19 protein-coding genes are annotated in these 21,692 nt (G+C 40.3%); 12 read left to right on the top strand and 7 right to left on the bottom strand.

What is annotated here, in order from left to right:
• The first annotated feature begins 50 nt into the window (after positions 1-50).
• The 4 genes from VK159_RS21345 to VK159_RS21330 all read left to right on the top strand — a co-directional run bounded on the left by VK159_RS21345 (position 51) and on the right by VK159_RS21330 (position 5,195).
• On the top strand, positions 51-2,618 hold the full coding sequence (locus tag VK159_RS21345) for a PIG-L family deacetylase (RefSeq protein WP_324232202.1): 2,568 nt from the start codon (positions 51-53) through the stop codon (positions 2,616-2,618).
• 73 nt (positions 2,619-2,691) lie between these two features.
• On the top strand, positions 2,692-2,862 hold the full coding sequence (locus VK159_RS21340; RefSeq protein WP_182801257.1) for a hypothetical protein: 171 nt from the start codon (positions 2,692-2,694) through the stop codon (positions 2,860-2,862).
• 113 nt (positions 2,863-2,975) lie between these two features.
• Entirely contained in the window at positions 2,976-4,691 is a 1,716-nt protein-coding gene (locus VK159_RS21335) for a sodium:solute symporter (RefSeq protein WP_324232201.1), read from the top strand.
• Positions 4,692-4,718: 27 nt separating this feature from the next.
• Positions 4,719-5,195 (top strand): hypothetical protein, encoded by a 477-nt coding sequence (locus VK159_RS21330; RefSeq protein WP_324232200.1) that lies wholly within the window; start codon positions 4,719-4,721, stop codon positions 5,193-5,195.
• A gap of 64 nt (positions 5,196-5,259) precedes the next feature.
• Here VK159_RS21330 and VK159_RS21325 read toward each other — a convergent pair whose 3' ends face one another.
• The 3 genes from VK159_RS21325 to VK159_RS21315 all read right to left on the bottom strand — a co-directional run bounded on the left by VK159_RS21325 (position 5,260) and on the right by VK159_RS21315 (position 8,040).
• Positions 5,260-6,093, bottom strand: coding sequence for a DUF2911 domain-containing protein (locus VK159_RS21325; protein ID WP_324232199.1), 834 nt, complete (start codon positions 6,091-6,093; stop codon positions 5,260-5,262).
• Positions 6,094-6,168: 75 nt separating this feature from the next.
• Positions 6,169-7,392, bottom strand: a complete 1,224-nt coding sequence (locus VK159_RS21320) for an energy transducer TonB (RefSeq protein WP_324232198.1) — start codon at positions 7,390-7,392, stop codon at positions 6,169-6,171.
• A gap of 66 nt (positions 7,393-7,458) precedes the next feature.
• A complete protein-coding gene (locus tag VK159_RS21315) occupies positions 7,459-8,040 on the bottom strand; it encodes a sigma-70 family RNA polymerase sigma factor (protein ID WP_324232197.1) in 582 nt (193 codons plus the stop codon).
• A 96-nt stretch (positions 8,041-8,136) separates the two neighbouring features.
• On the opposite strand from VK159_RS21315, the gene VK159_RS21310 reads away from it, so the two are divergent.
• The 5 genes from VK159_RS21310 to VK159_RS21290 all read left to right on the top strand — a co-directional run bounded on the left by VK159_RS21310 (position 8,137) and on the right by VK159_RS21290 (position 14,167).
• The gene (locus VK159_RS21310) at positions 8,137-10,041 is read left to right on the top strand and encodes a vWA domain-containing protein (protein ID WP_324232196.1); all 1,905 of its coding nucleotides are present in this window, start codon (positions 8,137-8,139) and stop codon (positions 10,039-10,041) included.
• 81 nt (positions 10,042-10,122) lie between these two features.
• A complete protein-coding gene (locus tag VK159_RS21305; RefSeq protein WP_324232195.1) occupies positions 10,123-11,160 on the top strand; it encodes a carboxypeptidase-like regulatory domain-containing protein in 1,038 nt (345 codons plus the stop codon).
• A gap of 10 nt (positions 11,161-11,170) precedes the next feature.
• Entirely contained in the window at positions 11,171-12,175 is a 1,005-nt protein-coding gene (locus VK159_RS21300; RefSeq protein ID WP_324232194.1) for a T9SS type A sorting domain-containing protein, read from the top strand.
• Between the two features lie 179 nt (positions 12,176-12,354).
• Positions 12,355-13,680 carry a hypothetical protein gene (locus tag VK159_RS21295; RefSeq protein ID WP_324232193.1) on the top strand — a complete coding sequence of 442 codons (1,326 nt, stop codon included), beginning with the start codon at positions 12,355-12,357 and terminating at the stop codon, positions 13,678-13,680.
• A 28-nt stretch (positions 13,681-13,708) separates the two neighbouring features.
• Positions 13,709-14,167: a hypothetical protein gene (locus VK159_RS21290; RefSeq protein ID WP_324232192.1), complete on the top strand. Its 459-nt coding sequence runs from the start codon at positions 13,709-13,711 to the stop codon at positions 14,165-14,167.
• Between the two features lie 9 nt (positions 14,168-14,176).
• On the opposite strand, the gene VK159_RS21285 is transcribed toward VK159_RS21290, so the two are convergent.
• Both VK159_RS21285 and xerD read right to left on the bottom strand, forming a co-directional pair.
• Positions 14,177-15,274 (bottom strand): glycoside hydrolase family 18 protein, encoded by a 1,098-nt coding sequence (locus VK159_RS21285; protein WP_324232191.1) that lies wholly within the window; start codon positions 15,272-15,274, stop codon positions 14,177-14,179.
• 59 nt (positions 15,275-15,333) lie between these two features.
• The gene (gene xerD / locus VK159_RS21280; protein WP_324232190.1) at positions 15,334-16,239 is read right to left on the bottom strand and encodes a site-specific tyrosine recombinase XerD; all 906 of its coding nucleotides are present in this window, start codon (positions 16,237-16,239) and stop codon (positions 15,334-15,336) included.
• A 151-nt stretch (positions 16,240-16,390) separates the two neighbouring features.
• Between xerD and VK159_RS21275 the strand changes: the two genes are divergently transcribed.
• A complete protein-coding gene (locus VK159_RS21275) occupies positions 16,391-16,906 on the top strand; it encodes a YkgJ family cysteine cluster protein (RefSeq protein WP_324232189.1) in 516 nt (171 codons plus the stop codon).
• A gap of 39 nt (positions 16,907-16,945) precedes the next feature.
• Here the strand turns inward: VK159_RS21275 and VK159_RS21270 are convergent, their stop codons facing one another.
• A complete protein-coding gene (locus tag VK159_RS21270) occupies positions 16,946-17,485 on the bottom strand; it encodes a GNAT family N-acetyltransferase (protein WP_324232188.1) in 540 nt (179 codons plus the stop codon).
• 78 nt (positions 17,486-17,563) lie between these two features.
• Entirely contained in the window at positions 17,564-19,168 is a 1,605-nt protein-coding gene (locus tag VK159_RS21265; RefSeq protein WP_324232187.1) for a peptide chain release factor 3, read from the bottom strand.
• 145 nt (positions 19,169-19,313) lie between these two features.
• Between VK159_RS21265 and VK159_RS21260 the strand changes: the two genes are divergently transcribed.
• Complete coding sequence (locus VK159_RS21260) at positions 19,314-20,561, top strand: ABC transporter permease (RefSeq protein WP_324232186.1); 1,248 nt, start codon at positions 19,314-19,316, stop codon at positions 20,559-20,561.
• Between the two features lie 87 nt (positions 20,562-20,648).
• Positions 20,649-21,689 carry a tRNA (adenosine(37)-N6)-threonylcarbamoyltransferase complex transferase subunit TsaD gene (tsaD, locus tag VK159_RS21255; protein ID WP_324232185.1) on the top strand — a complete coding sequence of 347 codons (1,041 nt, stop codon included), beginning with the start codon at positions 20,649-20,651 and terminating at the stop codon, positions 21,687-21,689.
• The last annotated feature ends 3 nt before the right edge of the window (positions 21,690-21,692 follow it).

Below are 21,692 nucleotides of genomic sequence, written 5' to 3'. Positions count from 1 at the left end.
AAAAAGCAGTTAAGTGCAAACTTTATCTTCGCAGCCAACAATTGTCTTCCATGAGAAAAGGAATCGTTTTTATTCTTTCTTTAGTTATACTGTTTTCGGCTAAGGCACAAACTCCGCAAACAATGAACAGTGCGGAAATTCTGCTTTCACTTAAAAAGCTAAAAGTCATTGGTAGTGTTCTCTATGTAGCTGCTCACCCCGATGATGAGAATACAAGACTGCTGGCTTATTTCAGCAAAGAGCGTTTATACCGCACCGGTTATTTAAGTATGACAAGAGGCGATGGCGGACAAAACCTCATTGGTGATGAGCAGGGGATTGAACTGGGACTTATCCGCACGCAGGAATTATTGGCAGCACGGCGTATTGATGGCGCTGAACAATTCTTTACTCGTGCTTACGATTTTGGTTTTTCTAAAACAACCGAAGAAGCACTAAGCATTTGGGATAAAGAAAAAATATTGAGTGATGTGGTTTGGGTGATCCGCAAGTTTCAACCTGATGTGATCATTACACGTTTCCCACCTGATAACAGGGCCGGGCATGGTCATCACTCTGCTTCGGCTGTACTTGCCCGTGAGGCCTTTGACGCAGCTGCTGATCCCAACCGTTTTCCTGAGCAATTCAAATACGGCGTGAAGCCATGGAAAACAAAACGCATTTTCTGGAACACATTTAATTTTGGTGGAAACAATACCACATCAAATGATCAATTGAAATTAGATGTAGGCGCTTTTAATCCATTGCTGGGGAAAGGCTATGGCGAAATTGCCAGTGAAAGCAGGAGCATGCACAAGAGCCAGGGATTTGGTGTGCCGAGTCAACGTGGTTTTTCAACAGAATTCTTTACACTTACTGCGGGTGAGCCGGTACAACAAGATCTTGCAGAAGGAATTATTAACGACTGGAGCAGGTTTGAAGGTGGTAGTGCTATTAATAAAATGATCGATGAAATTGTTGCCGCTTTTTCAATCCAAAATCCATCAGCATCTGTTAAATCATTAGTTGAATTGTATACTTCTATTGAAAAGATCAATGATGGCGATTGGAAAATAAAAAAACTAAGCGAAGTAAAAGCACTGATTGAAGCTTGTTCGGGTTTATGGATGGAAGCAAGCACCAGCCAGGAATATATAGTAACGGGCGATAGCTTGCGGGTGAACTTTAATATCATCAATCGCACAAACATTCCTGTATTGTTAAAGCGTGTGATGATCGACAGCAGTTCATTGTTAGCAAGCCGTGATAGTTTGAAATCAAAAGTGAGCTGGTATGATGAAGCATTGAAAAAGGAAATGAGTGAGCAGTCTTACTTTGTAGATTCAACATTTGATAAACAACTCACAACAAATCAAAATATAAACTTTACAAGACGCATCCTTGTAAAACGGCAGGTAACTGAACCATACTGGATCGTAAAACCAATGAGCACCGGAAGTTTTACGGTAGATGATCAACGAAAGATTGGTCTTGCAGAAAACCCCTCATCTTATTCTGCTGTATTTCATATTTCTGTTTATGGCAAGGATTTTTCATTTGTAAAACCGGTGATGTACAAGCATACCGATCCTGTAAAAGGAGAGTTGTATGAAAAACTCATTGTGTATCCACCGGCATTGATCAAGGCAGGTAATTCACTCTTATTATTTAAGGATACTACGTCAAAGCAGGTCAGCTTTTCATTTATACCTCAGGCAACTATCAAAACAAACGGGACTGTTTCCATCAATAGCGGTAATGGATGGAAAGTAATTCCTGACAATGGAAAGTTTGAATTCGTGAAAGGAAACGACTATCATTTGAATATTAAAGTAAGACCTGAAAAATTCAGCAACGGCCTTTCAGGATTTGTACAACCTAATTATTCATCGGGAGTTTCGTTCATCAATAAGCAACGTGTCCGCAAAATTCAATACGATCATATCCCGGTGATCACTTATTTCCCTGATGCAGTTACAAAAGTTGTAACGGCTGATGTAAAAATCGTTGGCAAGAAGATCGGTTATATTAATGGTGCCGGTGATTTTCTTCCATACAGTCTGCAACAATTAGGTTACACGGTTGAAATTCTAACAGAGGACAAAGTAACTTATGCCAACCTGAAACAATACGATGCGGTCGTAACAGGTATCCGTGCTTACAATATTCATGAATGGTTGAGTAATGCATACGATGAGTTGATGCAATATGTAAAAGAAGGCGGTGTATTGCTGATGCAGTATAACACGAGCAATCAATTAGGTCAGTTGCGTTCGAAAATATCTCCGTATCCGTTTGTTATTTCGAGGAATCGTGTAACGGAAGAAAATGCAAAAGTGAATTTCCTTGCTCCAAATCATGTTGTAATGAATTATCCAAACAAGATCACAGAAAAAGATTTTGATGGGTGGGTGCAGGAACGTAGTGTGTACGAAGCAGATAATATCGATGCGAAGTTTACATCTCTTTTCGGGATGAATGATGCAGGTGAACCGCAACGTAACGGCAGTTTGATCGTTGCTGACTATGGCAAAGGAAGATTTGTATATTCGGCACTGGCATTCTTTCGTCAATTGCCTGCAGGCGTGCCCGGTTCTTACAGGTTAATAGCTAATTTGCTGGCGAAGCCAAAAGGATAAATGATGAGTAATGAGTGGGACGCAACTGCATCAGTTGAATTAAATTCGTCAGCGTTTTATTGAAACTGTGAATATGAGTACAAAGAAACAAGCAGGTATTGAACGTACATTGTTAGTAGGGTTGGGACTTGGTTTGCTGATCGGTTTCATCAGCAAGCGGATTGCCTATGGTTTGCTGCTTGGCATTGGCATTGCCCTGTTTATGATGTATTATTTACGTCCACGTAATGATGAAAAGGAATAAATGAACAACTTGTCAAATAAAAACGAATCGGGCTGGAATGGCTGGTACATTGCTGTTGCGGTTGTGCTCATTGTATTGATTATTTTCTTTTATTTCTTCACCCAAAAGTTTGCATGAATTTTCAACTCACCGATTGGATCGTTCTCATTGTAACTCTTCTGGGTGTTATTGTGTATGGCGTTTACCGCAGCCGTCATTCAAAAACACTTGAAGGATATTTCCTCAGCAACAGGCAAATGCCCTGGTGGGTGATCTTATTAAGCATCATGGGTACACAGGCAAGTGCTGTTACATTCTTAACTGCACCCGGACAGGCTTATACTGATGGGATGCGTTTTGTGCAATACTATTTTGGTTTGCCATTAGCTATGATCGTTGTATGTATCGTGTTTGTTCCTGTATTTCATAAACTCAAACTGTTTACTGCTTACGAGTATCTAGAAAAAAGATTTGATCTTAAAACCAGAACATTCACTTCCTTTCTCTTTTTATTGTCAAGAGGACTGAGTACCGGTATCAGCATTTTTGCACCATCGCTTGTGTTGAGCAGTATGCTGGGCTGGGACATTTATGTTACCAATATTGTAACAGGTGGCTTATTGATTGTCTATACTGTAACAGGCGGAGCGAAAGCGGTTGCCTATACACAACAGGTGCAGTTCATCATCATATACGCAGCAATGTTCATTGCCGGTTATTATGCCATTACATCGTTGCCGGAAGGATTAGGATTTACTGATGCGTTGCATGTGGCTGGCAAAGCAGGTAAACTAAACGTAATAACAACCGGCGTTACCGAAGATGGGTTTGATTGGAAAGACCGTTACAATATCTGGAGTGGTGTAATTGGTGGTTTCTTTTTGGCGTTGAGTTATTTTGGAACAGATCAGAGCCAGGTTGGTCGTTATCTCACGGCCAAGGATACACGTGAAAGCCGTTTGGGCTTATTGATGAATGGCTTTGTGAAAGTGCCACTGCAATTTTTGATCCTGATCATCGGCTGTTTACTTTTTGCCTATTACTCATTCTTTAAAGCACCTGCCTTCTTTAATAAAACGCAGGAAGCGGTGGTGCTGAAAAGTAGTTATGCCAATGAGTATAAAGAAGCAGGCAGCTATTATGACCAGCTGCAGGAACAGAAAAAAACAGTTGCAATTGCTTTAACCAATGCAAGAAAAACCAACCAGGAGGCTGCTGTTGATATAGCAAGAACTGAATTGCAGGAAATTGAAACAAAGGGCAAAGCCATCAGGGAAGAAATGAAAAGCCTGATCAAAAAAGCTGATCCCAATGCCGATACAAATGATACCAATTATATCTTTCTGCGGTTTGTGGGCGATGTGTTACCAACTGGTTTAGTGGGTTTGATCATTGCCATTATTTTCCTGGCTGCATGGGGTAGTATTGCAGCTGCATTGAATTCACTGGCATCGTGCACCATGTGCGATTTTCACCAGAAATTTTCAAAGAAGCCGTTAACTGAACAGCAGGAATATCGCTGGGGGAAGATCTACACGCTGTTATGGGGCATCTTCTGTATGATCATCGCTTTCTTTGCATACAACCTTGGTAATAGCTTAATCGAAGCCGTAAATATTCTGGGCAGTTGGTTCTATGGTACGATACTTGGTATCTTTCTCGTGGCTTTTTATCTGAAGCAGGTGAAAGGTAATGCGGTGTTTATCGCTGCAATTATCTCTGAAGTGATTGTAATAAGTGTGTATTATCTCGATATTATTTCATTCCTGTGGTTGAATGTAATTGGCGCTGTGGCTGTTGTGCTGCTGTCGCTCATCATTCAAACTTTAACAGGTAAAGAAAAGGCCTGATTACATAAATGACATTATTTTTGCGCCATGAAGAATAAGTTTTTGATCGTTTCATCAGTTATCGTTTTTTCAATTTTAGGTAGCCGCTGTGGTGGTGCAGATTGCTCAAGAACAGATTGTGGAAATCCTATTCTCCCTTTATTCTCCTTCCGTTTGGTTGGAAGTACAGGTAATGATCTTATTGGTGGTGTGAAAAAACGTTATGATTCGGCCAATGTAAAGATCCTTGCTAAGCGAACAAGCAATGGTGCAGTTGAAAACATTAAGCGTTCTTTCCAGGTGATTGCCGATACCAATTATATTACCGGATTTTCTGTAACCAAGGATTTTTCAACCTATTATCTTTCATTGAACAACACTGTTACAGATTCACTCTTGTTTAGTTACAATACAAGACAAACAGATTGTTGCGATAAGAGTTTCTTTTCACTGAACAAATTCAATACATCTGATCTTACGCCGCCATTAGCGTTACCTCAGAACAGTTACCCGATCGTAAAATAAAGATGTTACCTCATAAAAAAACCTCACAGCATGCTGTGAGGTTTTTTGTTTATGGAATGATTGTTTATTTCAGATCTTTTTGCAGCTTTTCGTTTAAAGCTACATAATCATCATTCTTTGCTTCTTTTGCCAATTCAATTGACTTGTTTGAAACTGCAATCGCTTCTGCTTTTTTACCAAGCTTTGCTAATGCGCTTGCTTTTTGGTAATAAACCCAGAATGCTTTTGGATTTTGTTCAATCGCTTTATCAAACCAAACAATCGCCTGGTTCAGGTCTTTACCGTTGTTTGCATAATAAGAAGCTGCTGCAAAATAAGGACGGGCATCAGCTTTCATAATGGTTTCAATCTGCTTCATTACTTTTCCATCCACATCAGTTGTAATAGGTAAAGAAACTAATGTTTTATCCCATGCCATCATTAATTCGCAACCATTGTCTTTAATGTTTTCAAACGAAATACCAAATGTTTCAAAGCTCCAGGGGAGTTGCATTGGTTTCGCTTTTACACGCACAACATCCATATCCTGCTTGTAAGCAGCTGGTGAAGTAACATCGGTTTGTTTGCTGATGATAATGGTCCATTCATTTGCAGAAGGGATTGATAATAAACCATATTTGCCTGCAGGTACTTTTGTGCCGCCAATGATTACTTCATCAGTAAAGGTTAAGGTAGTTGCATTGTTGGCTCCGGTGCGCCATACTTTATCAAAGGGAACCAGATCGCCGAAAATTTTACGGCCTTTCATATTCGGACGGCTGTAAGAAAGCTCAACTGTTCCCAAACCGAGTTCCTGTTTAACTGTCTGCGTTGTGGAAGGTTGTGGTGTTCTTAATTGCTGTGCTTCTGCCATTACAAGTGCGCCCATACAAAAGGCAACGAGAAGTAACTTTTTCATATAACAATATTATTTAGGACGCAAAGGTAGGGAGTTGCACGAAAGCCGGAAGAAGTATTGATGAATTGCTGAAAATCAAAATTGAACGGTAAAACGTGCCCGCTCTTTTTTGCCGGTTTTTGATTTCCATTTGGGCCCTTCTTTGATAATGCGGATAGCCTCGGTATTGCAGGTGCTGCAGTTGGAGCGTTCCACTTTTACGTTGGCAATGCTGCCATCAGGATTCACATCAAATGACAGTTCCACTTCCTTTTGTAATTGGGTTTCGTTGAACCTGCGTTTATCATTAATGTCAGGCGTACGGAGATTGTTGAGTACGTAGGTTGAATATTTGTCCCACCCATCTGCCGGTTCACTTTCCATTTCTGTTACTTCTTCTTTCATCACCGACGTACGGTTACGGTTCCGCTCAAACAACTGATCACGGGTGGGTGCGCCTGCAGTTACAGCTTCGTCTTTCAACACAATTTTCTGTTGCTGGTTATTACGCAACAACACATTTGCGTTACTGTAACCTACTGATCGTGTTTCAATATTTATAACCGAATCGGCTGCAATCATGGTAAAATTGCCTTTGGCATCAGCATAAGTTCCAACACGACTTTTTACTTCTGTAATATTTGCAAAGGGCAGGGGATTATTGTTTTCATCAACCACAACCCCGGTAAACTTATTGAGTGGTGGCAATTTTGCTCTTGTTTTTATTTCGGATCGATCAGTACTATAATTGAAAACCTCGTTCTTTTTTTCCAATGCAGCTGCTGGTTTGGGAGAGGGTGGCGCAATCACAACTTCATTTAAAACCGGTGGAGCGGCTGTTGGCTCCGATTTTGCGAAATCACTTCTGTCGTCTGCTAAAGCAGCAATGTCTTTGGCCGGTTTACTTTTTTTCTGTGGTAAAACTTTTGGTGTAACAGCAATGTCCTGCACTGGTTTTGTTTCATTGATTGCAACCGTAGTTGAATCAACAACTGTTTCTTTTATTGCAGGAATTGTATCTGCTGTTTTTTGTTCCTTCACGGCAACTATTTCAGCAGGTGAGTTTTGGTTTTGATAACGATAAAACAGTACTGCTGTCAACACAATAACAAGACCTGCAGCCACACTCATCCACGGGCGGAAGAAGCCCATGATCACTTTCCCGTTTTCTTTTTTGGGATTGAGTTTTGTTTTTAACTCAGCAAGATCGGCATCAATATCCCGTTTGCCAATTACGGGTTGATAACCATCCACAGCATCGGCCAGCATAGGATCGTCCATCATGGCCCGTTCAAAGGCATGCATCTCGGCAGCATTCATTTGCCGGCTGAGGTAGCGTTCAATATCGTGTGCGTTGTAGTTGATCTTTTTACTTTTTACTGATAACTAAATATCATCGGCTGCATTTTTCTCCATACAAAGTTTCAAATTTCTTCGTCCATTTTGTATATAACTTCTCACTTTATTCCATTCAATGCCTGTTTGCTCGGTTATATCGTTGTAACATTTTCCCTGCAGGTAAAACAAAGTAACACAGGTTTTTTGTTCTGCCGGCAGTTGGTTAAGGCATTTTTCCATGCTGTTGAGCTGTTCTTCCTTTTGCTCTACGGCATCTGGATGCATTAATTCGCCGTTTTGCATAAACGTTTCAGGGATTTCTACCGTATGATGGCCTTTTTCTTTCCTTAGCTGCATCAGACAGTGGTTGCGGCTTAGCGTGTATAACCAGCTTTTGAAATTACTCACTTCGTGCTGCTTCAGTTTGGCGATCAGCTCTTCATAAATATTGATCACTGCATCCTTGGCCGCTTCAGGGTCTTTCAGGTACTTTAGGCAAATACCATAGATCAGGTCCATATATCGCTGATAAAGATTACTGAGCACATTCAAATCAGCATTCGTCCGGTACAGTTGTACCAGCTCTGCGTCAGTTAATGTGGTTTCATCTTTTGCCTTTATAAATGCCAAGCCAAACAGGTTGAGGCGGGAAGTTAGGTAAAAATATTTTTTGGAGTTGTTGTGTAATTCTGAAAATGGTTGCATCCTATTCCCAAATCTTAACTTATGCGTTACATATTCACCACACTCGTTTTTATTGCTGCCATGTTCAGCACCGCATTTTATGAACCGGTACTTGTTACAGGTAAAGTAACAGACGACACCGGTGCTGCATTAGCTGGTGTTACAGTTACAGAAAAAGGACAAAAGAATGGAACCGCTACCGATGCCAACGGAAGTTTCAGTATAAAAGTTGCATCGGCAAAAAGCACACTCTTGTTTCAGTATGTTGGTTACGAAACACAGGAGGTGAAATTGAATAATCAGCAGACTGTAAGTGTTAAATTAAAACCATCATTACAAAAACTGGAAGAAGTGGTGGTGATTGGTTACGGAACACAAAAGAAAAAGATGGTAACTCAAAATGCACCTTCAGCAATATATGGTTATACTCTCCCTCCCAGTGCGCTTCAGGGAAGAGTAGCTGGGGTGTCTGTTCATGCAGATAAAGCTTACAACACCGAAGACTACGATGGTATTACCGAAAACCGTTTTCGTAAAGTAACAGATGAACCGCTTTCCACTTTTTCTATTGATGTGGATGGTGCTTCTTACAGTAATGTACGTCGAATGATTAACTACGGACAAATGCCTGCTGAAGGTGCTGTGCGTGTTGAAGAGTTCATCAACTATTTCAAGTATAAATATCCGCAACCAACAGGCAACGATCCGTTCAGCATAAATACTGAAATGAGTGTATGCCCGTGGAACAAAGAGCATAAACTCGTGATGGTTGGTTTACAGGGAAAAGAAATTGCTACAACAAATCTTCCCCCATCAAATCTTGTGTTTTTAATTGACGTAAGTGGATCAATGAGCGATGCAAACAAATTGCCGCTGGTAAAAGCTTCTCTGAAATTATTGGTTGATCAGTTGCGTGAGCAGGATCATGTGGCGATAGTCGTGTATGCAGGGGCGGCAGGATTGGTATTGCCATCAACAAGTGGAATCCAGAAAGAAAAAATTATGGCTGCCATTGATAAATTGGAAGCCGGTGGTTCTACTGCAGGTGGTGCAGGTATTAAGCTTGCGTATAATGTGGCGAAAGAACAATTCAAAAAAGGCGGTAACAACCGTGTGATCCTTTGTACCGATGGAGATTTTAATGTGGGCATGAGCAGCGATGATGCCATGGAACGTTTGATTGAAGAAGAACGTAAGAGCGGTGTGTTCTTAACTGTGCTTGGTTATGGTATGGGAAACTACAAAGACAATAAGATGCAGAAGCTGGCGAATAAAGGCAATGGCAATCATGCTTACATCGATGGAATGAATGAAGCCAAGAAAGTATTGGTGAATGAATTTGGCGGCACCATGTTCACCATTGCAAAAGATGTAAAACTGCAGGTTGAATTTAATCCGGCATTGGTGCAGGCATATCGTTTGGTTGGTTACGAAAACCGTTTACTCAATAAAGAAGATTTCAACAACGATAAAAAAGATGCCGGTGAATTAGGAAGTGGTCATACTGTTACGGCTTTGTATGAAATTATTCCGGTTGGTGTTGAAAGTGATTTTATTGAAGATGTGGATGAATTAAAATACCAACAAACAATCAAAAGTAAAAAGAGCGGATTGAAGAATGAGATCATGACGATCAAATTTCGCTACAAAGAACCTGACGGAAATGAAAGTAAACTGATCGTTCATCCTTTGCTCGATGAAAAGATACCATATGAGAAAACATCAGAGAACTTCCGCTTTGCCACTGCTGTTGCACAGTTTGGTATGCTGTTACGCAACTCTGAATTTAAAGGCAATGCAACGTATGAAAAAGTGATCCGCCAGGCCAATGCCGCAGTGGGTACTGATAAAGAAGGTTACCGTGCTGAATTTATAAAGCTTGTGCAGAATGTACAAACATTGGCAAAGAAACAAACCAAGCGTGATGAGAGTGTAGTGATAGATTAAATTCATCACCGGGGTCAGGCCGCTTTGAGCGGCCTGACCTTAACCAATAAACCAATTCATTCAACTTCAAACCAAACTGCTATGAGCGAAAAATTATACCTCAGCATTGCTGATCCCTGTCATGAAGACTGGAATAAGATGACGCCTGTTGAGCGGGGACGATTTTGTTCATCCTGTCAAAAGAATGTCGTTGATTTTACAACACAATCAGATGAAGAGATCATTTCCTTCTTTAATAATTACAATGGAACTGCCTGTGGCCGTTTTACGGATGATCAATTAGACAGACCGATCCAGAAAATTGAATTGAAACCTGCTTCTTCTTTTTTGAAATATGCAGCGGGTTTGATGTTGCCGGCATTTTTATTTGCAACAAAAGCGAAAGGACAGTTTAAAGAACGTATGCCAAAAGTTACATGTGAGCCTAAGCAAATTAATATTGGGCAGGCTTTATCTGGGAGACTCGGCGGTATAAGTTATTCAAACGAGCAACCATATATTAGAATCAAAGGCCAAGTTATTGATCAGGTATCAAAGGAACCATTAGGTGGCGTATCTGTTTTGATCAAGGGAACTAACCTTGGTGTTGCGACAGATTCCAATGGGAAATTTACATTACAAATACATTCTAAATCTTCAATTGTACAATACAGCAGCATTGGTTATGAAACAATAGAAATAAAAGCTTCAGATTTGAATAAGATTGGCGAAATAACTACTGAAATGAAAGCTGCGACAATGGATATGTCAGGAGTGGTTGTGGTTGGATACACTGCTGTACGTAAGGGCGGTGTTGGAGGTGCTGTTGCTATTAGAACAAGCAAAAGAATTTCTCTGCTTGATTCATTGCTGCCGGCTAAAGTAAAAATTTATCCCAATCCTGTTGCAGCATCAGGAACAATTAATGTGTCATTCCCAAATGTAAAGCCCGGCCTTTATCAATTACGATTACTGAGTGTAACGGGTCAATTGGTTTATAGTTTTCAAAAACAGATCAGCGGTAGGGGCGAAACAGAGCAAATACATTTAAGTGAAAATATTGTTACTGGAATTTATTATGTGCAGGTTTTAGATGAACAGAAGAAGCTTATTCAAACAACAAAAATCTCCATACAATAAATAACAGTTTATGAAACCAGGTATACTCATCATTGCTACTTTGTTTGTAGCTATTTTCTCAGAAGCACAAGTTTGTCCGTTAAGGGACAGCGGATTGGTTAATGTAAGTCAAGCAAAATCCTCAAATATCAGGATTCGATGTGGAACCGGTAGTGTTTTCAACAATCAACCCTTGTTTGTTGTAGATGGTATTCCATATGAGGCAGGTGAAATCAAATCAATCAACCCGGCTGATATTCTTGAGGTAACTGTCTTGAAAGATGCTTATGCTGCTATCTATGGTTGTCGTGCATCAAACGGAGTTGTACTCATCACAACAAAGAGGATCCATCACAGAAAAATTGTTGTGAAGGATGCAAATAATCTATTAGCAGTGAGTAACGCTAGTATTGAAGCGAGATCAATAAAATCCGACAAATCAGTTTTTTTTACCACCGATGAGTTTGGAATACTGGAAACAGATTCGCTGAAATCAAATGATTTTATGATCAAGGTCTCTGCTGTTGGGTATAAAGCAAAGGAAGTGAGTTTGAAAGCGATTCAGCAAGACAAAGGCGAGATAAAATTAGAGCCTGCATATATTGAATTAAATGAGGTAGTTGTTACGGGTAAAGTCATTGCATGTAGAAGACTGATTTCAGGTTGCTATCAGCAAGAAAACCAATATGGAAGTTTCATCTGCTCTTTAGCCGGTATTAAAGTAACCAATATATCTCAGAAAACAGAAATTGAAAAGAATATCAACCACAATAAATCAATTTCAGTTTATCCCAATCCAATCGCCGCCTCCGGTATCATCAACATTTCATTTCCCAATGTAAAACCTGGTCTTTATCAATTGCGTTTGTTAAGTGCAACAGGCCAATTATTTTACAGTTTTCAAAAACAGATCAGTGGCAAAGGGGAAATAGAGCAGATACATTTAAACGACAAAATTATGCCCGGTATGTATATTGTTCAGATAACAGATGAACAAAAGAAACTTCTGCAAAGCATTAAAATTGTTGTGCAATAAAAGCAAAGCTGAGAACACTTATAAACGGGCCGCTTTTTGCGGCCTTTTTTGTTATCCACATAAAATTAGTTTGGTTTGATATTTGCTTTTTAGCTGATAACTCCCGCAAATCCCTTTTGTTGAACGTTTTACCCCTGACAGATCTGTAGCAATGAAACTTGTATAAAGGAGGATTTACCATGAATTTTTATGTGATACCCGGAACAATTTATTCCTTAAACACACCTGAATTACTTTTAACCATTTTGCTGGCATTGGCAACAGGTTACCTGGCGAAACTTTTGTTCGATAAATACCGTTCAAAGTCAGGCACAAATGAAACAGAAGAGCTTCAGCTTGAATTGGAAACGTTGCAAAATAAATTCAGCTCAGAAATATTACGCAAGGAAGAAGCTGAGTTAATGTTACACGACGAATTGAAAGCTGCAGAAAAAAGACATATGGAGCTGCAGGTGCAATATGCTAAGGCATTAACACATATTGAACAGTTGCGGCAAGGTAACGTTACAGGTGATGACGATGTTGAAACCGAAGCGGGTCAGCAGATATTACAGAACCTGCAGGATAAAATAGCAAGGCAGGAACGTAGCCTGCTTGAACTTGAGCAGCAATTACGTAATACAGAGCAGGAAAAATTAAATGCAAAGGATGCATACGAACAATTAAAGGAGAACAGCAGTTCAAAGGAGTCGTTGCTTGAGCAATTTCAGCAAGACAAGCAGAAGTTTGAAGTACAACTGCATGATCAATTGGCGGAAGCAGAAAGATTAAAAGAAAAGTTTGGGGCTGAGCTTTCAGAAGCAAGATCTCAGGTTGAGCAATTGCAGCAACAGGTGTTGCTTGCTAAAACAACCGAACGGGAAAAGTCATTAGAAGACGAAGTAGAACGTTTGAAACAACAGTTAAATGCGGTTGAGGCAACAAAAAACATAAATGAAGATATTCTTGTACAAAAGGCTGGCATTACTGCCACCCGCATACATGCAACACAGGTTGCAGAAAAGGTTGAAGAATTCAGAGATCACTTAACGGCTATTCTTCGTGATACCTATTCGTATGAACAATTGCTTGTAAGCAATGAACGGTTGAATGAAAATATTGCCAGGCTGCAACAGGAAAAGCGAATGGTTGAAGACGATATTGTGGTTCTGCAGCAATTAGCGGAGGAGAAAAAGGAGCTCGAAGAACAATTTCGGGCAGCCAATTCTTCACTTGAGCAAAAGGAAACAGAATGGAAAGAAAGATCACAGGCGTTTGAATCATCGCTTACGTTGCTGGGTAAACAGTTACACGAAAAAGAGCAAACCATCGCTGAGCTTATTCGTGAAAAAGATGAACTCTCGTTGCAAATAGAATTGTTACAAAACAAACTTGATGAGCGTGAACAACTCTCGAAAGAAATGATTATGGCTATGAAAGATATTGAAACCAGGTTTGCTCATTTTAATCATGTAACCACAGAAGCCGCCGTTGTAAATGGCGAAGGTGAAATGCAATTCCGTTAAGATTTTCTGATATCCCTTAATGATAAATATGTTTTTATTCAATACCGCTGAAATTTCAAAAGAGCTGCAAGACAAGTTAGGAGAAGATGTGATCAGTTTGGCATCCCTGCAGGCAGCAGGCAGGGATGCCATTTTTATTCATCCTTCGTATCAATTACAAGTATTTAATTTTCTTTTTTACGAAAAGAGTTGGCGCTTCGACAAGCTGCATGATATGATCCTGATCTTTGAACCCGGAACCATCTCAAACAGTTATCGGATGCAGTTTCAATTAGGAAGCCGTTACTATGCCAACAGGTTGGATATATCCATACCGTTCACGTTGCAAAACAGCAAGCTTTATTCTATGAAGCATTTGTATAGTAGTGCAGCAAAGCTTGAAAAATTAATGACTGAGATACACGGCGTTGAATTCAAATATCGCTCCACGGCTGTTGAACGTATAAGGGAACAGGTGAAAAGTTTACTGATGTTTTTCCCGGTTTAATTGCTGGAATTATTTATTTTTCTCTTTATTAATTATACTGAGTAAGCCGTTCACAGGTTTATCAAGTGATAACTCCCAGAACATGATTCCGCCGAGTTGATGTTGTTTTACATACTTCACTTTTTCAGCAACTGATGCTTCATCATCAAATGTGGCAAATGTATTTGTGCGTTTATTGTAAGCATAGGGCGCTTTCGCAATACTATCCCTGTAATAGACAAAGCCACTGTCTTTATTCAAACGTTGATCAAACTGGCTGTATGAAATGAAGTGTTTAAAATTTCCTTGTTGGTACAAACCATTGTTTACATCTTTCACATTTTCCCATGTGCGTGCATAAAAAGCAGCACCGATAATTACTTTTTGTAAAGGAACTTTTATTGAATCAAAATAACGAATAGCATTATCAGCTGATTGCTTTTGTGTGTTATTTGAATAGAGTGGGGTATGATGGCCGGTAACTGTACTGAAGCCACTTACAAGATCATAACTCATGAGGTTCACATAGTTGATCACCGGCATTACAGATTGCCAGTCGATCGATTCCTGTAAAAATTTATCAAAACCACCCGCAGCAAAACTGATAATTGCTTTTTCGCCTAATGTATTTCGTAGTGCCTGCACCAGCGAAGTGAAATTAGCTTTGTCTTCTTTTTTATAAGCATGACCCGGATGACCTTCAATAGCCGGGTATTCCCAATCGAGATCAATGCCATCGGCTTTAAAATAATCAAGTAATTGTTTTACGGATAAAGCAAATTCGTTTGTTCCTTCAACAGTTGAAAAAACATCAGAACATGGTGCACATCCGCCCCAGCCACCGAGTGACAACAATACTTTTAGTTTTGGGTTACGCTGTTTCAACGATACCAGCTTTTGAATTCTGCCCGTATCTCTTGCATTGCTGATATGCAATCGGTTTCCTTTCAGATGTCCAAATGAAAAAATGATCTGTGTTAGTTCTTCAACTTTGTATTTGTCGATGCCCTCGCTACCTCCGGAGTAATATGCGATCACTTCCATATTTGCTGCACGCCTGTTTTGCGCAAAACAAATCGTCATGAAAAGAAAGAGTAGGGCGAGGCTGCTGCAAATACGTTGTATCATATTGCTAAATATAATTACAACACATCAGGTATCCAAAGAAACAGATGTTGAACACTTGATTATTTTTTACCAAATCCGGGATGATATTTCTCCAGCGTTTTGCGGAGATATTCTCTGTCGAGATGGGTATAGATCTCTGTTGTGGTAATACTTTCATGCCCCAGCATTTCCTGTACAGCACGCAGATCGGCGCCACCTTCAACAAGATGCGTGGCAAATGAATGACGAAAGGTATGTGGTGAAATGTTTTTTGTAATGCCTGCCTGCGCCGCCAGTTGTTTAATGATGAGGAAGATCATGACTCTAGTCAACTCACTGCCATACCTGTTGAGGAAAACAAAATCTTCCTTTCCTTTTTTTGGCTGCACATGCACACGGATATTTTTCACATAGAGGGTAATGTACTTAACGGCACTGCTGCCAATCGGTACTAACCGTTCTTTATCACCTTTACCAATTACACGAATGAAACCCACATCAAGATGAAGGTTAGAAAGCTTTAAATTCACCACTTCACTTACACGTAAACCGCAACTATACATTGTTTCAAGAATGGCTTTGTTACGGCCACCTTCCGGTTTACTGAGGTCGATCTTGTTGATCATGCTTTCGATCTCTTCATAACTCAATGTATCAGGTAAACTTCGTTTCAGCTTTGGTGCTTCAAGCAAAGCAGTGGGGTCGGTTGTGCTGATCTGTTCAAGCAAACAGTATTTATAGAATTGCCGGAGCCCGGAGATGATCCTTGCCTGGCTGCCCGGACTCATACCCAACTCAGCGATCCATTTAATGAACTGCTGCAGATCTTTCAATACAAGTTCAGATGGGTTCTTAAGATCACTTGTTGTTTGCAGGTATTGCGTAAGCATCTCCACATCATGCAGATAAGCTTCCACTGAGTTTTCGCTCAATGATCGTTCGAGTTGCAAGTAAGCTTTAAATCCTTTTTTATACGGATCCCACATAATACAAACACGGTTGAAGGTTGGAAGGTAAGAAGATTTTGATTTTAGATTTTCAATTGCGAGTTAACTATTGCCAATTGCCTATTCCTCCTTTGCTTATTGTCAATTGCCAATTGCTCATTATATTCGCTGCTTAATAATCAATCCCTGTATGCAATCATCGAAGCCCATGCACCTTCCTTTCTTTAAGCGTTTAATGAACACTAACCGTCGTCGTTTCCGTTATTTCCTTACCCGATTGGAAACTGTAAAACCAAAAGGCGTTGATAAGATAGCAAAGGAAATGGACAAAGAAGTGTGGGCAGAAACAGATTGTCTTGCATGTGCAAATTGTTGCAAAACCATGACGCCTACTTTCACTAAACAGGACATTAAACGTATTTCTGCTCATTTCGATCAAACACCGGAAGAGTTTACAGCAAAGTGGTTGTACAAAGAACGCAGTACAGGTGATATGATGAACAAAAAGCAACCCTGCCAGTTCCTCAACCTGACCGATAATAAATGTTCTATTTACGAGATACGTCCTGTTGATTGCGCCACATTCCCTCATCACACCAAAAAGAATTTTACAGAGTGGGTGCATGTGTACAAACAGAATGTGGAGTATTGCCCTGCTACTTATAAGTTAGTGGAGAAGATGATGGAGAAGATTGGGAAGGTTTAACAGTATTTCTGATTTAAGATGGCTGATGTTGGATTTCTTTTAATGGTGAGTCTTATCCTTGTTACCTGAACCTTGTGGCTTGTTCCTTGCCAGCTCATACACCATCACTTCATCACCCTCATGATCCATCGTAGTAATAAACGTAAAACCACATTTCAGTAAAACTTTCTGCGAGCCAATATTTTCTGCCACCGTTAATGCGTGTACTTTTTCATTTGGAATTGTGCTGAATACATAATCAAACGAAGCTTTTACTAATTCAGTTGCTAATCCTTTTCCATGAAAGGGTTTCAGCAATGCATAACCAAGATGAATATTTTCGCTGTTGTCGATAGACAGGAGTGAGAAGGAACCGGCAAAACTGTGTTCATCTTTTGTAAACACGGCAAATCGTCCCAGGCCGGGATGTTCGTTATAAAATTTCAGGTTCTCTTCGAGAAACGCATCACTTTGTTCTTTCGTTTTTGGCTCACGGATATACTGCATGATCTCTGCATCTCCATTCAATGCAAAGAAAATATCTGTATCATCCTTTGTGTAAGGCTGTACGTATAAGCGTTCTGATTCGAAAAGTATCATTACAAATTGCTGCTGCTTTTAATCTGACATCGCAATTCCACAAGCTGCAATTAAGAAATAGAGTGGTTCGTGCTTCTTTTATCCTTCTTTATGTATCTCACTCGTAAAGTGAAACTCAATATCAGGATTATTCTGCCGCTCTGTATTTAAGAACCATTCACTCTGCGCCAGGTACACTAAATGCCCGTCTTTATCCGCTGCAATGTTATTTGTTTTGAAGCGGGTGAAATCATCCAGTTTCTTTTGATCCTTACTGGTGATCCAGCAGGCTTTGTAGTACGGCATGGCCCTGAACTCGGCACTGGCACCATATTCCTGCAACAAACGATATTGAATTACTTCAAACTGAAGTTCACCTACACAACCAATGATCTTTTTGTTACCGCCAAACTGTGTGAACAACTGAGCAACACCTTCATCCGTTAACTGCATCAACCCTTTCTCCAGCTGCTTCGTCTTCATCGGATCTTTGTTGATCACTTCTTTAAACAATTCAGGAGAGAAAGAAGGAATACCTGTGAAGTAAAAATTTTCTCCTTCAGTTAAGGTATCACCGATTTTAAAATTACCCGTATCAAACAAACCCACCACATCACCGGGATAAGCTTCTTCTATCACATCTTTCTGGCGTGCCATAAAGGAATAAGGATTGCTGAAACGCACATCCTTATCTAAACGCACATGATGAAAGTATTTGTTACGTTCAAACTTACCACTGCATACACGAAGGAACGCAATGCGGTCACGGTGTTTAGGATCAAGGTTGGCATGGATCTTAAAAATAAAACCACTGAATTTATCTTCCTGCACATCTAGATGTCGGGTAGAAGTTTCACGGCTTTGTGGTAATGGAGCAATACGGATAAACGTATCGAGCATTTCTTTCACACCAAAATTATTAACCGCACTACCAAAGAACACAGGCGCTACTTTTCCTTTCAGGTATTCAGCTGTATCAAGATCTCCATACACCCCATCAACCAGTTCCACATCTTCACGCAATGTTTTTGCATCGATTTCGCCTACTTTTTCATCGAGCACAGAAGTTGACAGGTCTTTGATCTCTACCACATCTTCATCGCTTGCTTTTGTATTGGGTGTAAATAATACCAATGATTTTTTATCGAGATCATATACACCTTTGAAATCCTTTCCACTGTTGATCGGCCATGTCATCGGATGTAAATGCAGGTTCAGTTCTTTTTCCACTTCTTCCAACAGGTCAAACCGATTCTTACCATCACGATCCATTTTGTTGATGAATACGATCACCGGTGTATCACGCATGCGGCACACTTCCATCAAACGACGGGTTTGATCTTCCACACCATTCACACTATCGATTACAAGAATAACGCTGTCAACTGCTGTTAACGTACGGTATGTATCTTCTGCAAAGTCTTTGTGACCGGGAGTATCCAGCAGGTTGATCAGGGTGCCGTTGTATTCAAAAGTCATTACCGATGTAGCCACGGAGATACCACGCTGCCGTTCGATCTCCATAAAGTCACTCGTTGCGTGTTTTTTGATCTTATTGCTTTTTACGGCCCCAGCCACCTGGATAGCGCCACCAAATAACAGCAACTTCTCGGTAAGGGTTGTTTTACCGGCATCGGGGTGAGAGATGATGGCGAATGTGCGGCGGCGATTGATTTCGTTTGTAAATTTCATGTCGAAGTTCATGGCTCATAGTTCAATGGATAATAGGGTCGGTTAAGACTATTAACTATGAACTATCGGCCTTTTTAAGCCCGCAAAGGTAAGCCGCCAAGCGCTTCCATTTGTAACAATTTTCTTTGTGCATCGACAAATCAGTATAAATTTGGGCATGCGTAAAACCTTCGAAATTTTCTGGAACAGCCTCCTGTTTGCCACTCAGGAGTTACGGAAGAACAAACTGCGGACTTTTTTAAGCCTGTTGGGGATTACGTTTGGTATTTTTTGCATCATCAGTGTTATGGCAACGGTTGGCAGCCTGGAGAGCAGTATCAAAAGCGAATTCAAATCGTTTGGCAATAACACCATTTATGTACAGAAATGGCCCTGGGGCGGCGGTGGCGAATACCCTTGGTGGAAATATGCAAACCGGCCGAATACCAAGTTTAAAGAAATGGCTCCGGTAAAACAGCGGATGTCGTTAGCCGGTAATGTTGCTTATACTTATTTTAATGCTTCGGCAATTGATTATAAAGATGTATCCCTTGCCAGCGTGAGTTGGTATGGTGTTACAGATGAGTTTAACATCATACAGCCAGTTGAAATAGGATGGGGGCGTTATCTTTCATCAAACGAATTTGAGTACGGTACTGCCAGTGTGGTATTGGGTTACAATGTGGCTGAAAAGTTGTTTGAAAAAGCAGAATATGCCTTGGGAAAAAGTGTGGAGATTAAGGGTCGTAAAGTAAATGTGGTAGGCATTGTAAAAAAGCAAGGACAAAACATGCTGGGTGGCTGGGACTTCGATAACGTAATTATTATTCCTTATCGTTTTGCAAGCCAGGTGGGCAATGAAAGCCGCAGTGATGGTTTTATGATCGTGAAGGGAAAAGAGAATGTGCCAACTGATGATATGAAGAATGAATTGCGTGGTGTAATGCGTAGTGTGCGTAAACTAAATCCAAAGCAGGAAGACAATTTTGCATTGAATGATGTGAGCAGTGGTGCCACACAGATCACTTCTATTTTTAATGGTATGACCATTGGTGGTATTGCAATTACAATCCTGTCATTCATTGTGGGCATTTTTGGTGTGGCAAATATCATGTTTGTAACTGTTCGTGAACGTACAAGCATTATTGGTTTAAAGAAAGCCATCGGTGCCAAACGCAGAACTATTCTTGCAGAGTTTTTAATGGAGAGCGCCTTTCTTTGTGTGCTGGGCGGCATTATTGGATTAGCACTTGTATTTGGATTGACATTTATTCTTTCAGCCGTATTTAAATTCAAAGTATTTATCTCAATCGGTTTATTTCTTGGCGCTGTCGCTGTTTGTATTCTTACAGGCATATTGGCGGGTATTATTCCTGCATTTATTGCTGCAAAGATGGATCCGGTGGTGGCGATAAGAAGTAAATAAAATGAGTGATGAGTAATCAAAGATGAATAGGCAGGTTGCTGTATTTTTGCATTTCTCAATTTTAATTTCTAATTCTTCATTCCTGTTTTGATCACAATCCTCGCTATTGAATCTTCCTGCGACGAAACCTCGGCTTCTGTTTGCCGTGACGGTGTTATACTTTCCAATGTAATTGCAACACAGGCTGTGCACGAGCAATACGGCGGTGTGGTACCAGAGCTTGCGAGTCGTGCACATATGCAGAATATTGTACCGGTTGTTGATGAGGCATTGAAGAAAGCAGGCGTTGAGAAAACAGAACTCAGTGCCGTTGCATTTACACAGGCACCTGGATTGATCGGTTCTTTACTGGTAGGGGCACAGTTTGCCAAATCACTTTCACTTGCATTGGATGTTCCGTTGATTGCTGTGCATCATATGCAGGCGCATGTGTTGGCGAATTTAATACCGGAAGAAAAACCTACTTTCCCTTTTCTGTGTTTAACAGTGAGTGGCGGGCATACACAAATTGTGTTATGCGAAAGTGCAACGCAAATGAAAGTGCTTGGCGAAACAATTGATGATGCAGCAGGCGAAGCATTTGATAAAACAGCAAAGTTGTTGGGACTGCCTTATCCCGGTGGCCCATTGATCGATAAGTATGCACAGCTTGGCAATCCAGATCGGTTCAAATTTCCTGAACCGCAAATACCTGAGCTGAACTTCAGTTTCAGTGGCTTAAAAACTTCCATTCTCTATTTCCTTCGTAATGCAGGAACAAGTCTTGTTTATAAAGAAGAATTCCTGAAAAGCGAAGAAGAGCAAAAGAAATTTATCGAAGATAACCTTAATGATATTTGTGCATCGGTTCAACAACGCATTGTTTCTATCTTGCTCAACAAGCTGAAAAAAGCATCAAATCAAACAGGCATTAAACAAATTTGTTTAGCAGGTGGCGTTAGTGCCAACAGTGGTTTAAGAAAAGCATTTACAGAAATGGGAGAGCAGCATCACTGGAAAACGTTTATTCCTTCGTTTGAATATTGCACCGACAATGCAGGTATGATCGCTATTACGGCTTATCACAAATATCTTGCAAAGGAATTTTCGGAATTAAATGTGCAGCCGAGTGCAAGAGCAGAATGGTAGCTG

It is taken from the genome of Lacibacter sp. (genome assembly GCF_035299325.1).
Lineage (GTDB): Bacteria > Bacteroidota > Bacteroidia > Chitinophagales > Chitinophagaceae > Lacibacter.
Note: the sequence above shows the minus strand (reverse complement) of the source record. Positions and strands in the feature narration are given on the sequence as shown.

Coding starts and splice junctions, on each gene's coding strand:
- VK159_RS21345 (WP_324232202.1), top strand. CDS start 51: ATGAGAAAAGGAATCGTTTTTATTCTTTCTTTAGTTATACTGTTTTCG.
- VK159_RS21340 (WP_182801257.1), top strand. CDS start 2,692: ATGAGTACAAAGAAACAAGCAGGTATTGAACGTACATTGTTAGTAGGG.
- VK159_RS21335 (WP_324232201.1), top strand. CDS start 2,976: ATGAATTTTCAACTCACCGATTGGATCGTTCTCATTGTAACTCTTCTG.
- VK159_RS21330 (WP_324232200.1), top strand. CDS start 4,719: ATGAAGAATAAGTTTTTGATCGTTTCATCAGTTATCGTTTTTTCAATT.
- VK159_RS21325 (WP_324232199.1), bottom strand. CDS start 6,093: ATGAAAAAGTTACTTCTCGTTGCCTTTTGTATGGGCGCACTTGTAATG.
- VK159_RS21320 (WP_324232198.1), bottom strand. CDS start 7,392: ATGAATGCTGCCGAGATGCATGCCTTTGAACGGGCCATGATGGACGAT.
- VK159_RS21310 (WP_324232196.1), top strand. CDS start 8,137: ATGCGTTACATATTCACCACACTCGTTTTTATTGCTGCCATGTTCAGC.
- VK159_RS21305 (WP_324232195.1), top strand. CDS start 10,123: ATGAGCGAAAAATTATACCTCAGCATTGCTGATCCCTGTCATGAAGAC.
- VK159_RS21300 (WP_324232194.1), top strand. CDS start 11,171: ATGAAACCAGGTATACTCATCATTGCTACTTTGTTTGTAGCTATTTTC.
- VK159_RS21295 (WP_324232193.1), top strand. CDS start 12,355: ATGAATTTTTATGTGATACCCGGAACAATTTATTCCTTAAACACACCT.
- VK159_RS21290 (WP_324232192.1), top strand. CDS start 13,709: ATGTTTTTATTCAATACCGCTGAAATTTCAAAAGAGCTGCAAGACAAG.
- VK159_RS21285 (WP_324232191.1), bottom strand. CDS start 15,274: ATGATACAACGTATTTGCAGCAGCCTCGCCCTACTCTTTCTTTTCATG.
- xerD (WP_324232190.1), bottom strand. CDS start 16,239: ATGTGGGATCCGTATAAAAAAGGATTTAAAGCTTACTTGCAACTCGAA.
- VK159_RS21275 (WP_324232189.1), top strand. CDS start 16,391: ATGCAATCATCGAAGCCCATGCACCTTCCTTTCTTTAAGCGTTTAATG.
- VK159_RS21270 (WP_324232188.1), bottom strand. CDS start 17,485: ATGATACTTTTCGAATCAGAACGCTTATACGTACAGCCTTACACAAAG.
- VK159_RS21265 (WP_324232187.1), bottom strand. CDS start 19,168: ATGAACTTCGACATGAAATTTACAAACGAAATCAATCGCCGCCGCACA.
- VK159_RS21260 (WP_324232186.1), top strand. CDS start 19,314: ATGCGTAAAACCTTCGAAATTTTCTGGAACAGCCTCCTGTTTGCCACT.